The organism is Streptomyces sp. NBC_00045 (genome assembly GCF_045041095.1).
GTDB lineage: Bacteria > Actinomycetota > Actinomycetes > Streptomycetales > Streptomycetaceae > Streptomyces.
On sequence record NZ_CP108271.1, the window covers coordinates 3,737,133 to 3,750,346 of the forward strand.

General features: G+C 71.9%; 11 protein-coding genes and 1 riboswitch. Of the genes, 5 read left to right on the forward strand and 6 right to left on the reverse strand.

Annotation, left to right across the window (positions count from 1 at the left end; genetic code table 11):
• Nucleotides 1–31: 31 nt before the first annotated feature.
• Nucleotides 32–1,306: a threonine synthase gene (thrC, locus tag OHA65_RS17355; RefSeq protein WP_327284014.1), complete on the reverse strand. Its 1,275-nt coding sequence runs from the start codon at nucleotides 1,304–1,306 to the stop codon at nucleotides 32–34.
• Nucleotides 1,307–1,323: 17 nt separating this feature from the next.
• Nucleotides 1,324–1,473: riboswitch (SAM riboswitch) on the reverse strand.
• Between the two features lie 195 nt (nucleotides 1,474–1,668).
• Here thrC and OHA65_RS17360 point away from each other — a divergent pair.
• Nucleotides 1,669–2,646 carry a glucosyl-3-phosphoglycerate synthase gene (locus OHA65_RS17360; RefSeq protein ID WP_327284015.1) on the forward strand — a complete coding sequence of 326 codons (978 nt, stop codon included), beginning with the start codon at nucleotides 1,669–1,671 and terminating at the stop codon, nucleotides 2,644–2,646.
• A gap of 45 nt (nucleotides 2,647–2,691) precedes the next feature.
• Nucleotides 2,692–4,158 carry a trehalose-6-phosphate synthase gene (locus OHA65_RS17365; RefSeq protein ID WP_405762102.1) on the forward strand — a complete coding sequence of 489 codons (1,467 nt, stop codon included), beginning with the start codon at nucleotides 2,692–2,694 and terminating at the stop codon, nucleotides 4,156–4,158.
• A gap of 158 nt (nucleotides 4,159–4,316) precedes the next feature.
• Here OHA65_RS17365 and otsB read toward each other — a convergent pair whose 3' ends face one another.
• The 3 genes from otsB to OHA65_RS17380 form a co-directional block, all read right to left on the reverse strand.
• Nucleotides 4,317–5,165, reverse strand: a complete 849-nt coding sequence (otsB, locus tag OHA65_RS17370) for a trehalose-phosphatase (RefSeq protein WP_327284017.1) — start codon at nucleotides 5,163–5,165, stop codon at nucleotides 4,317–4,319.
• A 99-nt stretch (nucleotides 5,166–5,264) separates the two neighbouring features.
• Nucleotides 5,265–5,501, reverse strand: coding sequence for a DUF3263 domain-containing protein (locus tag OHA65_RS17375; RefSeq protein WP_054225735.1), 237 nt, complete (start codon nucleotides 5,499–5,501; stop codon nucleotides 5,265–5,267).
• Nucleotides 5,502–5,584: 83 nt separating this feature from the next.
• Nucleotides 5,585–6,886 (reverse strand): extracellular solute-binding protein, encoded by a 1,302-nt coding sequence (locus tag OHA65_RS17380; protein ID WP_327284018.1) that lies wholly within the window; start codon nucleotides 6,884–6,886, stop codon nucleotides 5,585–5,587.
• Nucleotides 6,887–7,084: 198 nt separating this feature from the next.
• On the opposite strand from OHA65_RS17380, the gene OHA65_RS17385 reads away from it, so the two are divergent.
• From OHA65_RS17385 to OHA65_RS17395, 3 genes are all read left to right on the forward strand, one after another.
• A complete protein-coding gene (locus tag OHA65_RS17385) occupies nucleotides 7,085–8,017 on the forward strand; it encodes an ROK family protein (RefSeq protein WP_327285694.1) in 933 nt (310 codons plus the stop codon).
• Nucleotides 8,017–9,168, forward strand: a complete 1,152-nt coding sequence (gene nagA / locus OHA65_RS17390) for an N-acetylglucosamine-6-phosphate deacetylase (protein ID WP_328763098.1) — start codon at nucleotides 8,017–8,019, stop codon at nucleotides 9,166–9,168. The genes OHA65_RS17385 and nagA overlap by 1 nt, the downstream gene beginning before the upstream one ends.
• Before the next feature lie 94 nt (nucleotides 9,169–9,262).
• Nucleotides 9,263–10,180: a 1-phosphofructokinase family hexose kinase gene (locus OHA65_RS17395; protein WP_327284020.1), complete on the forward strand. Its 918-nt coding sequence runs from the start codon at nucleotides 9,263–9,265 to the stop codon at nucleotides 10,178–10,180.
• A 22-nt stretch (nucleotides 10,181–10,202) separates the two neighbouring features.
• On the opposite strand, the gene OHA65_RS17400 is transcribed toward OHA65_RS17395, so the two are convergent.
• Entirely contained in the window at nucleotides 10,203–11,216 is a 1,014-nt protein-coding gene (locus OHA65_RS17400; protein WP_327284021.1) for a CBM35 domain-containing protein, read from the reverse strand.
• A gap of 68 nt (nucleotides 11,217–11,284) precedes the next feature.
• Nucleotides 11,285–13,003, reverse strand: a complete 1,719-nt coding sequence (cdgB, locus tag OHA65_RS17405; protein WP_327284022.1) for a diguanylate cyclase CdgB — start codon at nucleotides 13,001–13,003, stop codon at nucleotides 11,285–11,287.
• Between the last annotated feature and the right edge of the window lie 211 nt (nucleotides 13,004–13,214).

Sequence of the window (13,214 nt, forward strand, 5' to 3'; positions counted from 1 at the left end):
CTGCCTTTCCGGGTACGAGGGGGATCGGGGATCAGGCCAGGCCGGCGGCGCGGAACGCGTCCAGGCTCGGGCGGATGGTGGCGGTCTGCCCGCTGTCCGCGGCCACCGCCTCCAGGGTCTTGAGGCCGTCACCGGTGTTCAGGACCACCGTGGTCAGCGCCGGGTCGAGCTGGCCGTTCTCGATGAGCTTCTTGGTCACGCCGACGGTCACGCCGCCCGCGGTCTCGGCGAAGATGCCCTCGGCCTGCGCGAGGATCTTGATGGCCTCGACGACCTGCTCGTCGGTGACGTCCTCGACGTAGCCGCCGGTGCGGCGGGCGATGTCCAGGACGTACGGGCCGTCGGCCGGGTTGCCGATGGCGAGCGACTTGGCGATGGTGTTCGGCTTCTGCGGGCGGACCACGTCGTGGCCGGCCTTGAAGGCGGTCGACACCGGGGAGCAGCCCTCGGCCTGGGCGCCGAAGATCTTGTACGGCTTGTCCTCGACCAGCCCGAGCTTGATCAGCTCCTGCAGACCCTTGTCGATCTTCGTCAGCTGCGAGCCGGACGCGATCGGGATCACGATCTGGTCGGGCAGCTGCCAGCCGAGCTGCTCGCAGATCTCGTAGGCGAGGGTCTTGGAACCCTCGCCGTAGTAGGGGCGCAGGTTGACGTTGACGAAGCCCCAGCCCTCGCCCAGCGGGTCGCCGATGAGCTCGGAGCAGAAGCGGTTGACGTCGTCGTAGTTGCCTTCGATGCCGACCAGGTCGCCGCCGTACACACCGGCCATGACGACCTTGCCCTGCTCCAGGTCGTGCGGGATGAACACGCAGGAGCGGAAGCCGGCCCGGGCGGCCGCGGCGCCGACGGCGCCGGCCAGGTTGCCGGTGGAGGAGCAGGACAGGGTGGTGAAGCCGAAGGCGCGGGCGGCCTCGACGGCGATGGCCACGACGCGGTCCTTGAAGGAGTGCGTCGGGTTGCCGGAGTCGTCCTTGACGTAGAGCTTCCCGGTGATGCCGAGCTCCTTGGCCAGGTTGGCCGCGTCCACGAGCTTGGTGAAGCCGGGGTTCAGGCTGGGCTTGGCGGCCACGTCAGCGGGGACGGGCAGCAGCGGGGCGTAGCGCCAGATGTTGTTCGGGCCGGCCTCGATCGCGGCGCGCAGGGCTTCGGGGTCGCCGGTGGGCAGGTCGTAGGCGACTTCCAGCGGACCGAAACACTCGACGCAGGCGAAGATGGGTCCGAGTTCGAAACGGGTACCGCACTCACGACACGAGAGGCCGGTGGCAGGTCCGAGATCGACAGAGGTGGCAACAGTCTGTGCAGCCATGATGGCGAGGCCCTTTCTCCTCATCTTCCCCATGGCGCACTTCGCCATGAGACGGAATTGGCACCTTCCCTAGCCGGGGACCTCGCTGCTGCAAGCAAGCGCGAGAACCGACTGGAGGGTTGCCGGGGCTTCAACGGGCCGTGTCCCTCTGCCCCTCTGGATGAGCGGTATGGCACCGGGTTCGCGCGCTCCATGGCGCGTCCGGGCGTTTGTGCGCGGGACCCCCGGCATGCGGTGGTCCTTCGCGTTGTTCAAGACTGTAACTGAAGGTCCGGGTGGTTGAGACAGCCGTCCGAACCGCGAGATGGATCACTTTTCGGCTGAAAATGCCGAGCGTCAACGATTACCGAGGAGTGCCGAACGTGCTGGAAGAGGTGGAGCGCTGGTTTGCGGACCGCTCCTGGTCCGCGGCCGACCGACCGCTCGACCAGCTGCTTTCCGCCAAACGGGCGGCAGGCGCCACGGTCAGCGTCGTCCTGCCCGCGCTCGACGAGGAAGAGACGGTCGGCGCCATCGTCGAGGTGATCCGGCGCGATCTGATCGACGGGCCGGCGGGGCCGCTCGTCGACGAACTCGTCGTGATCGACTCGGGCTCCACCGACCGGACCGCCGAAGTGGCCGCGAAGGCCGGCGCCCGGGTGGTGCACCGCGACGACATCCTGCCGCGGATCCCGGCCCTGCCCGGCAAGGGCGAGGTCTTGTGGCGCTCGCTGCTGGTGACCAGCGGCGACATCGTCTGCTTCGTGGACGCCGACCTGCGGGACTTCTCGTCCACGTTCGTGTCCGGGATCGTCGGCCCGCTGCTGACGGAGCCGGACGTCGAGTTCGTCAAGGCGATGTACGACCGCCCCTTCGGCGCCGACGCCGACGGGCCCGCCCCCGGCAAAGCCCCTGCCCAGGGGGGTCGGGTGACCGAGCTGGTCGCCCGGCCGCTGCTCAACCTCCACTGGCCGCAGCTGGCCGGGTTCGTCCAGCCGCTGGGCGGTGAGTACGCCGTGCGGCGCACCCTGCTGGAACGTTTGCCCTTCCCCGTCGGGTACGGCGTCGAGCTGGGCCTGCTGGTCGACGCGCTGCACACCGTCGGACTGGACGCGCTGGCCCAGGTGGACGTGGGCGTACGGCTCCACCGCCATCAGGACGGCCGGGCGCTGGGCCGCATGGCCGCGGCGATCTACCGGACGGCGCAGCTGCGGCTCTCGCGCGGGCACCTCGTACGCCCCGAGTTGACGCAGTTCGAGCGCGGGCCGAACGGGTTCGTGCCGCGGACGTACGCCGTGGACACCGAGGAGCGGCCGCCGATGGCCGAGGTCAAGGAGTACTCCGGCCGCAGGGTGGCGTGAGGGAACTGACGTTTGAGCGGGCGGGCCCCGGGCTAGGTTCGCGGCATGGCTTCCCAGGTACTCGTTGCAGCGAACCGCGGCCCCCTCTCCTACCAACTCGGCGAAGACGACACCCTCACGGCCCGGCGCGGCGGCGGCGGCCTCGTCTCCGGCCTCTCCGCCGCCCTGGCCCGACAGCCGGAGGCCCTGTGGATCTGCGCGGCGCTGTCGGAGGCGGACCGGGAGGCGGTCCGGCGGGGCGTCTGCGAGCCCGGCGTCCGGATGCTGGACATCGATCCCACGACGTACGACGACGCGTACAACGGCATCGCGAACTCGGTGCTGTGGTTCACCCACCACCACCTGTACGACGTCCCGCGCGAGCCGGTCTTCGACGCCCGGTTCCGGCAGCAATGGGACTCGTACGCGGCGTACAACCGGGCCTTCGCCGAGGCCCTGGCCGAAGAGGCCGCCGAGGGGGCGTGCGTCCTGGTGCAGGACTACCACCTGGCGCTGGTCCCGGGGCAGTTGCGCGAGCTGCGGCCCGACCTGCGCATCGCGCACTTCACGCACACGCCGTGGGCCTCGCGGGAGTTCCTCGACATGCTGCCGGACGACGTGCGCGGACAGCTCGTGTGGGGGATGCTCGGCGCGGACCAGCTGGGCTTCCACACCTGGCGCTGGTCGGCGGAGTTCATCGCCGGGGCGGACCGGGACGACGCGGTCGGCATCGCGCAGCCGCACCTGCCCGGCGGCTCCCCGGAGCGCGGGGTGTGGCACCACAGGGCCGCCGCCGACGGGTCCGGGTACGGTCCGCGGCGCTTCACGGAGGTGCGGCAGTACGCCCTGGGCGTCGACGCGGACGACCTGCGCGCGCTCGCGCACCGGCCGGTGGTGGACGACAAGCTGGCCGCCCTGCGGGCCGACGTCGGCGGCCGGGCGACCATCGTCCGCGTGGACCGCACCGAGCTCTCGAAGAACATCCTGCGCGGGCTGCTGGCCTACCGGGAGCTACTGACCGCGCACCCCGAGTGGCGGGACCGGGTGGTCCACCTGGCCTCGGCGTACCCGTCGCGACAGGACCTGGAGGTCTACCGCGCGTACACGCAGTCGGTGCGGGAGCTGGCGCAGGAGATCAACGCGGAGTTCGGGACGGCCGACTGGCAGCCGGTGCTGGTGTCCGTCGAGGACGACTTCGCGCGCTCGCTGGCCGCGTACCGGCTGGCGGACGTGGCGCTGGTCAACCCGGTGCGGGACGGGATGAACCTGGTGGCGAAGGAGATCCCGGTGGTGTCGGAGGCGGGGTGTGCGCTGGTGCTGTCGTCGGGGGCGGGGGCGTACGAGGAACTCCGCGAGGACGCGCTGACGGTGAACCCGTACGACGTGTCGGCGACGGCGCAGGCGTTGCACGCGGCGCTGTTGATGCCGGCGGGTGAGCGGCTGGAGCGCACGAAGCGGCTGGCGGCCGCGGCCACGGCGCTCCCGCCGACGGACTGGTTCACGGCCCAGCTGTCCGCTCTCCGCGGGGAGTAACGGCCCCCGCTGCGCGGGGCTCTTTCCCCACCCCGCCCCTTCCCGAAACTGGGGCTCCGCCCCAGACCCCGCGCCTCAAACGCCGGCGGAGCTGCTTTTCAGCCCCGCCGGCGTTTGAGGCGCGGGAGCTCGGGGGCAACGGCGCCGCACCCGGTACGTCAGGCGCGGATGGCTCCGGCCAGGGCCGACAGGAAGGCGACCACCTCGGACGGGCCGTTCAGGACGAGGTCCGCGCGGGTGGCGAGTTCGGGGACCTCGGCCGATCCGCTGGCCACCAGCAGCCCCGGCATGCCGTCCGTGCGGAGCTTCTCCACGGCCGCGTACGCGGCGAGGTCGCCGAGGTCGTCCCCCGCGTACAGCACCGCTTCGGCGCCCGTCTCCGCGAGGTATTCGGTCAGGGCCACGCCCTTGTCCATCCCCGGCGGCCGCAGTTCCAGTACCGCCCGCCCCGGCTCGACCATCAGCCCGTGGCGCGCCGCCAGCTCGGCCAGCGGTTCGCGGAGCGCGGCGAACGCGGCGTCCGGGTCCGCGGCGCGGCGGGTGTGGACGGCCAGGGCCCGGCCCTTCTCCTCGATCCACGTGCCGCGCCAGGCGCCGATGGAGTCCAGGAATCCGGGCAGTTCCGCCCGTACGGCGGCGACCCCGGGGTGCTCGGCCGGGGTGTGGACTATGCCGGTCACGGCGTCCCAGCGCTCGGCCCCGTAGTGGCCGAGGACCACCAGGTGTTCCAGGCCGGCGGCGCCTGCGAAGCCCCCGTAGCGGACCGCGACGCTCGCCGGGCGGCCGGTGATCACGGCGACGGAGGCGACCTCCGGGGCCAGCGCGGCCAGTGCCCCGACGGCTCCCGGGTGGGCCCGTGCTTGGTCGGGGTCCGGGACGATGTCGGCGAGGGTGCCGTCGAAGTCGAGCGCGACCACGGAACGGCGGGGTACGTGGAGGAGGGCTTCGAGTCCCTCGCGTCCGGCGGCGGTGACGGGCATCGGCATGCTGTGCGGATGGCTCCCCATGGGGACGACCCTAACGGCCCTGCCGGGCCACGGCTACGGCGCGCGACGTCCGGGAGCAGCTGCGCGGGGCCCGGAGGGCAGCTGCGCCGGGTCCGGGCGTCAGCGCCGGGCCCGCTGTGCTTCGCGGATGCGGCGCAGCCGGTTGACGGTTCCGGGCGCGTGGGCCAGGGCCCGCGGGTCGTCCATCAGGACGTTGAGCAGCTGGTAGTAGCGGACCGGGGTCATCCCCAGCCCTTCCCGTATCGCCCGCTCCTTGGCCCCGGGCCCGGGCCAGGTGCGTCCCTCGTACGCGAGGACCGCGGCCTCGGTGGCCGTCAGCCCCTCGTCGTCCGTCATACCGCCAGATTAACGGCGCCCTCCGACAGCCGGCCGGGTCGGGCTCCCGCCGGCTGCCGGCGGGAGCCCGACGCCGGCGCCGCTCAGTGGGCGTCGGCCTTGCGGGCGGACTCGGCGATGTTCTCCAGGACCTTCGCGGGCTGGCCGCCCGGCTGCACGCTCTTGCCGATGTTCTGCTTGACGTCCTCGCTCACCCCGGCCCAGGACTTCTTGCCGACCGGGTAGAGGCGGGCGTTCGGCAGCGCCTGCAGGAAGGTCTTCAGCTGCGGGGCCGCACCACCCGTACTGGAGTCCATGGCCCGGTAGCCGCTCGTCGTGACCGGCAGCAGGTCGTACTTGTTGGTGAAGGCCGTCACGTTCTTCGCCTGGTACAGGTAGTCGAGGAACTTCCCGGACTCCTTGCGGTGGCCGTTCTTGAAGGCCATCACCCAGTCCGCGACGCCCATCGTCGGGTGATCGGTCCCGTCGGCGGTCGGCATGGCCACCATGCCGTACTTCACGCCCTTCTGCGCCGCCTGCTTCACCAGCGTGGGGTGGCCGTTGAGCATGCCGACCTCACCGCGCGTGAAGGCGTCGAAGGCGGCCTGCCGGTCCGTCTTGGACGGCTCCGTGGGACCGGTCAGCCCCTGGCCGACCATCTTGTCGCGCAGGAATTCGAAGGTCTTGACGTTCTCCGGGGAGTCGATCGCGTACGCCTCTTCGTTGTCGGTGTAGCCGCCACCGCCCGCGAGCATCCACATCATCGATTCGGCCTGTGCCTCCTCGCGGCCGAGCGGCAGTGCGAAGGGGGTCGCCACGCCCGCCGTCTTGAGCTTCTTCGCGGCGGCCTCCAGGTCGGCCCAGCTCTTCGGCTGCCAGCCGCCCTTGGCGTCCTTGGCGATGACCCCGGCGTCCGTGAGCAGCTTCTCGTTGTAGAAGAGCAGGCGGGTGCTGGCCACGAAGGGCATGCCGTACTGGACCCGCTTGACCTTGCCGGCGTCGGCGAGCGGCGCGAGGAAGTCGGCTTCGGTGGTGACGGAGAGCAGTTCGTCCGCCGTGTAGAGCTTGCCGGCGGCCGCGTAGTCGGCGTAGGCGCCGATCTGCGCGATGTCGGGGGCCTTGCCGGCCTTGACCATGGCGGCGACCTTGGCGTCGACCTCGGACCAGGAGTAGACGCTGACCTCGACCTTGACGCCGGGGTGGTCCTGCTCGAAGCCGGAGGCCAGGTTCTTCCAGTAGCCCTCCGAGGAGTTCTGCGGATTGTCCCCGTAGTCGGCCGCCACGACCCGCAGGGTCACCTCGTTGTCCCCGGTGAGACTCCCCACGGCTCCGCAGCCCGTCAGTGCCGTGGCGGTCAGGCTCAGCGCGGCTCCGGTCGCGGCCAGGCTCAGGTAACGGCCCTTCACAGTTCTCGATCCACCCCTTGTTGTACGTACGATCCACGTAAGGTCTACACCACTTTGGCTGCTCGTCCACATCCGGAGACGCACCGTGTCCGGCCATGGCCGGACCGTGGTTCCGGATTTGTATGGCAGCTCAACAATCCACTCCAATGGACTAGACCTTTCCCCGCCGAGCACGCGAGACTGTCACCTGTGAAACCCGTGAAACACGTCATCGCCCTCGATGTGGGCGGCACCGGGATGAAGGCCGCCCTCATCGCCGACGACGGACGCCTGCTGCACGAAGCGCGCCGCGCCACCGGCCGCGACCGGGGCCCCGACGCCGTCGTCGAGACGATCCTGGAGTTCGCCGCCGAGCTGTACGAACTCGGCCGCGAACGCTTCGGCGCGCCCGCCTCCGCGGCTGGCGTCGCCGTCCCGGGCATCGTCGACGCCGGGAACGGGATCGCCGTCTACGCGGCCAACCTGGGCTGGCGCGACGTCCCGATGCGCGCCCTGCTCAGCGGACGCCTGGACGGCATCCCGGTGGCCCTGGGCCACGACGTGCGCACGGGCGGACTCGCCGAAGGGCGCATCGGCGCCGGCCGCGGCGCCGACCGCTTCCTGTTCGTGCCCCTCGGCACCGGCATCGCCGGAGCCATCGGCATCGCCGGCCGCATCGAGGCCGGCGCCCACGGCTACGCGGGCGAGATCGGTCACATCGTGGTCCGCCCCGGCGGCCCCGCCTGCGGCTGCGGCCAGTACGGCTGCCTGGAGACCCTCGCCTCCGCGTCCGCCGTCAGCCGCGCCTGGGCGAGCGCCTCCGGCGACCCCGACGCGGACGCCGCGGACTGCGCCAAGGCCGTCGGGTCCGGCGACGAGCGCGCCCTGCGGGTGTGGCTCGCCGCGGTCGGCGCCCTCGCCGACGGCCTGGTCACCGCGATCACCCTGCTGGACCCGCGCACGCTGATCATCGGTGGCGGGCTCGCGGAGGCGGGGGAAACCTTGTTCGCACCACTACGGAAGGCCGTCGAGGAGCGCGTGACGTTCCAGCGGCTGCCCGACATCGTTCCGGCGGCCCTCGGGGACACCGCCGGATGCCTGGGCGCAGGGCTGCTCGCCTGGGACCTACTCGCCACGGAGGTACCTGCCTGATGTCCGGAAGCGCACACAGCACCGTTCTCTCCGGCGCCAGGGTGGTACTGCCCACCGGGACCGTGGCGGGCGGCCGCGTCATCGTCGACGGCGACCGCATCGCCGGCAGCGCCGGCGAGGGCGCGAAGACCGTCGACCTGTCCGGGCACTGGCTCGTCCCCGGCTTCGTGGACATGCACAACCACGGCGGAGGCGGCGCCTCCTTCACCTCCGGCACCGCCGAGGAGGTCCTCAAGGGCGTACGGACCCACCGCGAGCACGGCACCACCACCCTCGTCGCCTCCACCGTCACCGGCGACCTCGACGAACTGGCCCGCCGGGCCGGCCTGCTCGCCGAACTGACCCAGCAGGGCGAGATCGCGGGCATCCACTTCGAGGGGCCGTTCATCAACGCCTGCCGCAAGGGCGCGCACAAGGAGGACCTGCTGCGCGACCCCGACCCGGCCGAGGTCCGCAAGCTGATCGACGCCGCGCACGGCGCCGCCCGCATGTTCACCCTCGCCACCGAACTCCCGGGCGGCCTGGACTCCGTACGGCTGCTGGCCGAGCACGGGGTCATCGCCGCGATCGGCCACACCGACTCCACCTACGACCAGACCCGCCAGGCCATCGACGCGGGCGCGACCGTGGCCACCCACCTGTACAACGCGATGCCCGCCATGGAGCACCGCGCCCCGGGCCCGATCGCCGCGCTGCTGGAGGACGAGCGGGTCACCGTCGAGCTGATCAACGACGGCACCCACCTGCACCCGGCGATGCTGGAACTGGCCTTCCACCACGCGGGAGCGCACCGCGTCGCGCTGATCACCGACGCGATGGACGCGGCGGGCTTCGGCGACGGGACCTACCATCTCGGCCCGCTGGAGGTCGAGGTCAAGGAAGGTGTGGCCCGCCTGGTCGAGGGCGGCTCCATCGCCGGCTCGACGCTGACCCTGGACACCGCCTTCAGGCGGTCGGTGACCCTGGACGAGCTGCCCGTCGAGTCGGTGGTCCAGGCGATCTCCGCCAACCCCGCCAAGCTGCTCGGCCTGTACGACGAGGTCGGCTCGCTGGAGCCCGGAAAGTACGCCGACCTGGTCGTCCTGGACGCCGAGTTCGAGCTCAAGGGCGTCATGCGGCGCGGCGAATGGATCGTGAATCCGCTGGTCTGAGCGGGTACGGGAGGCAAGCGGGCGGCTCGCTGGACTGGGCCGCCCGCACTCCTGTTTGGCATGATCCCGGCACACACCGAGACCGGGACCTGCCATGATCCTCACCGTGACGCTCAACACCGCACTCGACGTCACCCACCACGTACCGAAGCTGATTCCGCACGCCTCGCACCGGGTCACCACCGTGACCGAGCGGGCCGGCGGCAAGGGCCTCAACGTCGCCCGCGTACTGTCCGCCCTCGGCCACGAGGTCACCGCGACCGGCTTCGCGGGCGGCCGCACCGGCGCCGCCGTACGCGAACTGCTCGCCGAATCCCCGCGGGTGACGGATGCCCTGGTGCCCTGCGCGGGCACCACCCGGCGCACCCTGGCCGTCGTCGACGAGGCCTCGGGCGACACCACCCAGTTCAACGAGCCCGGCCCGCCCATCGGTTCCGCGGAATGGACCGCCTTCCTCGACCGCTACGAGGCGCTGCTGACCGGCGCCCGCGCGGTCGCCCTCTGCGGCAGCCTCCCGCCCGGCGTGCCCGTCGGCGCGTACGCCACCCTCGTACGGTCGGCCCGCGCGGCCGGGGTACCCGTACTCCTGGACACCAGCGGGGAGGCCCTGCGCCGCGGGGTCGCCGCCCGCCCCGAAATGATCAAGCCGAACGCCGCCGAGTTGGCCGAGCTGACCGGCTCCCGCGAGCCGCTCCAGGCCACCCGCGACGCCCGCCGCCGCGGCGCGCACGCCGTGGTGACCTCGCTGGGCCCGGGCGGGCTGCTGGCGGCCACCGCCCAGGGCACCTGGCAGGCGGCCCCACCGCGCGCCCTGACGGGCAACCCGACCGGAGCCGGGGACTCCGCCGTGGCGGGGCTGTTGTCGGCCCTCACGGAGGGCCTGGACTGGCCGGACCGGCTGACCCGCGCGGTCGCCCTGTCCGCGGCCACGGTGCACGCCCCGGTGGCGGGAGAGTTCGACCCCCGCACCTACGAACAGGTACGGGGGTCGGTGACGTTGACCGCGCGTTAGGCGCGGGCGGTCCGGGGCCGGATCAGCCCTTCTCAAGCCAGAGCTGGTCGAGGGCGACCTCGCACTGGTTCCCGGCCTCGCACGAGATCTTGATCGTGTTCGTGCCCTGCTTGAGCGTCACGAGCGACCAGGTGTTGGTCCAGCCCTTGTCCCACTCGCCCGGCTTGGCCTGGCTGAAGTTCTTCATGTTGATCGGCCGGGACTGCGCCTCGCCGTTGATGGTCAGCGTGGTGCTGGCGTCCTTGCCCGGCACCCCGTAGACCATCTTCAGCTTGTACTGGCCCGCCTTGGCCACGTCCACGGTCCAAGTCGCCGCCGCACCGGCGGCGTTCAGACCGCCCACGTACTGGCCGCCGGCACTCTTCGCACCCGGCACCGTGCCTTCCAGGTGCGCGCCGCCGGTCAGGGACATGCCCGCCCCCGAGGCGTCCGCCTTGGGCAGCTCGACGTCCGCGGACGCCGAGGCGCTCGGCTGCGCGGACTGCGGGTTCTGCGGCTGCGCGGACTGCTGCCCGCTCGCCGTACCGTCCTTGCCCTTGTCCTTGTCCTTGTCGCCACCGCCGAAGGCCAGGGCCGCACCGATGCCGATCACGACCGCGGCGACCACCGCGACCGCCGCGATCAGCATGCCCTTGCGGCTGGAACCGCTGCTTCCGCCGTGACCGCCCGGCGCGGGGATCGTCGTGGTGGTCTGCCCCTGCTGCGGCGGAACCCCGTAGCCGCCCGCCTGGAGCGCTTCCGGGGCCTGGTACTGGGCCTGGTAGGCCGGCGACTGCGGCTGCGCCGGAACCTGGCCGCGCTGGCCGCCGTACGTCCGCTCACCGACCGTGCGCACCTGGTTGTACGAGGTACGGGGGACACCGGGCTGCACGCCGGGCTGCCCACCGACCGTCGGGCCGGGGTAGCCGTATCCACCGCCTTGCGTGGGCGGGGTGGCTCCGGCGGCCTGGCCGTCCGCGTAGAGATAGCCGAACGGGTCGTCGTCCTCGGGCTGGTTCGCCCCACTGTTCGGGCCGTGGTTCGCGGGCGTCGTCATCGCAGGTCACTCCTTTCGACCCACGGGAGCCTACCCCGAACACGTGCACCCACGGGCGGCCGATCGCCTCAGCCCGCCCGGCGGTGCGCCTTGGAACGGGACCTTTTCTCGATGTACATCCGCTGGTCGGCGGAGCGCAGCACCTCGTCCGCCGACATGCCGCAGCTCGCCCATCCGATGCCGAAACTCGCGCCCACGCGGACCGCGCGGCCGTCCACCCGGATCGGCGGGATGATCGCGTTGCGCAGCCGGACGGCCAGGTCGGCGGCGTCGGCCGCGCCCAGTCCGTCCGCGAGGACGACGAATTCGTCACCACCCAGCCGAGCGACGGTGTCACCGTCCCTGACGCCCGTCGTCAACCGCCGGGCCACCTCGATCAGGACCGCGTCACCCGTGTGGTGCCCGAACCTGTCGTTGATCGATTTGAACCCGTCGAGGTCGCAGAAGAGCACCGCGAGCCCCTTCGTCCCGTCGTCGATGTCCGTCGCGGGCGCCACCGTGTGCACGTGGTGGTCGTACGGGCCCGCGCCGGCGCCGGGCGTCCCCGCAGCGCCGGGCACCCCCGGGGCACCGGGGAACTCGAAGGGCTCCGGGAAGGCGTCGGGCTGAAAGCCGTGCTCACCGGCACCACCGCCCGCCCCCGACCCTCCGGTGCCGTGCCCCTCGTAGGCCGCGTCGAGCGCCTCGACGGCGGTGGCGCGCACCGACTGCGGCCTGCGGCACAGCCGCGCACCGAGCCGGGAGCGCAGTTCGGCGCTGTTGGGCAGGCCGGTCAGCGAGTCGTGGCTGGCCCGGTGGGCGAGCTGGAGCTCGTGGCGCTTGCGCTCCTCGATGTCCTCGACGTGCGTGAGCAGGAAGCGCGGCCCGTCGGCGGCGTCCGCGACGACGGAGTTGCGCAGCGAGACCCACACGTACGTGCCGTCGCGCCGCCCCAGCCGCAGCTCGGCCCGGCCGCCCTCGGCGGAGGTCCGCAGCAGGGTCCCGATGTCCTCGGGGTGGACCAGGTCGGAGAAGGAGTAGCGGCGCAGTACGGAGGCCGGCCGGCCCAGCAGCCGGCACAGCGCGTCGTTGGTCCGCAGCAGCCGCCCGTGCTGGTCCCCGCCCATCTCGGCGATCGCCATACCGCTGGGCGCGTACTCGAAGGCCTGCCGGAACGACTCTTCGCTCGCGCGCAGCGCCTGCTGTTCACGCTCCAGCCGGACCAGGGCCCGCTGCATGTTCGCGCGAAGCCGTGCGTTGCTGATCGCAATCGCCGCCTGGAAGGCGTACATCTGGAGCGCTTCGCGGCCCCACGCGCCGGGCCGGCGCCCGTTGCGCGGTCTGTCCACCGAAATGACACCCAGAAGTTCCCCGCCGGACGCATACATGGGGGCGTAGAGCCGGTCCTCGGGGTGCCACTCGTCCTCGAAGCGCGGATCGGGGCCGTCGGTGTGCCACTGGGGCACGTCGTCCTCCAGCAGGACCCAGCCCTCGGTGTGCGGGATGAAGCGGAGCCCGTCCCAGCTCTCACCCATCGTCAGACGGCGCTCCCAGGAGGCGCGGGAGCCGACGCGGCCGGTGATGAGGGCCTCTGCTGCGGGGTCGCCGGCGAACGCGGCGACGACGAGATCCCCGTCAGGGCGTACGAGGTTGACACAGGCGAGTTCGTAGCCGAGGCCCACGACGATGCCGTCCACGACGGTCTGCAGGGTGTCCGCCAGGCTCCTGGCCGTGTTGAGCTCGGCCACCACCTGGTGAAGCTGCCGCAGGGTCGCAAGACGGACGTACGGCTCCGACTCGGTCTCCATTGCTCGCTCTCCCCGAGACCTCGACAGCAACTCCAGGTTTGTCATCGGCGTTTCGTTGCGGTGTCCCGTCCACTGAATCACAGTGAGCTGTGCGCCAGGTACACAGGGTCAACAAATCTTGCCCTCTGTGACTTAAGTCACATGAGATGAATAAAGGTAAGCGATGCGGGCCCGGGCGGCTGGGAGCGCTCCCCCGCATTCCCGGAAGCGA

Excerpts from the sequence above, each read along its gene's own strand:
- thrC (WP_327284014.1), bottom strand. The coding sequence starts at position 1,306 with ATGGCTGCACAGACTGTTGCCACCTCTGTCGATCTCGGACCTGCCACC.
- OHA65_RS17375 (WP_054225735.1), bottom strand. The coding sequence starts at position 5,501 with ATGACGGACGACGAGGGGCTGACGGCCACCGAGGCCGCGGTCCTCGCG.
- cdgB (WP_327284022.1), bottom strand. The coding sequence starts at position 13,003 with ATGGAGACCGAGTCGGAGCCGTACGTCCGTCTTGCGACCCTGCGGCAG.
- otsB (WP_327284017.1), bottom strand. The coding sequence starts at position 5,165 with ATGGGGAGCCATCCGCACAGCATGCCGATGCCCGTCACCGCCGCCGGA.
- OHA65_RS17400 (WP_327284021.1), bottom strand. The coding sequence starts at position 11,216 with ATGACGACGCCCGCGAACCACGGCCCGAACAGTGGGGCGAACCAGCCC.
- OHA65_RS17395 (WP_327284020.1), top strand. The coding sequence starts at position 9,263 with ATGATCCTCACCGTGACGCTCAACACCGCACTCGACGTCACCCACCAC.
- nagA (WP_328763098.1), top strand. The coding sequence starts at position 8,017 with ATGTCCGGAAGCGCACACAGCACCGTTCTCTCCGGCGCCAGGGTGGTA.
- OHA65_RS17365 (WP_405762102.1), top strand. The coding sequence starts at position 2,692 with ATGGCTTCCCAGGTACTCGTTGCAGCGAACCGCGGCCCCCTCTCCTAC.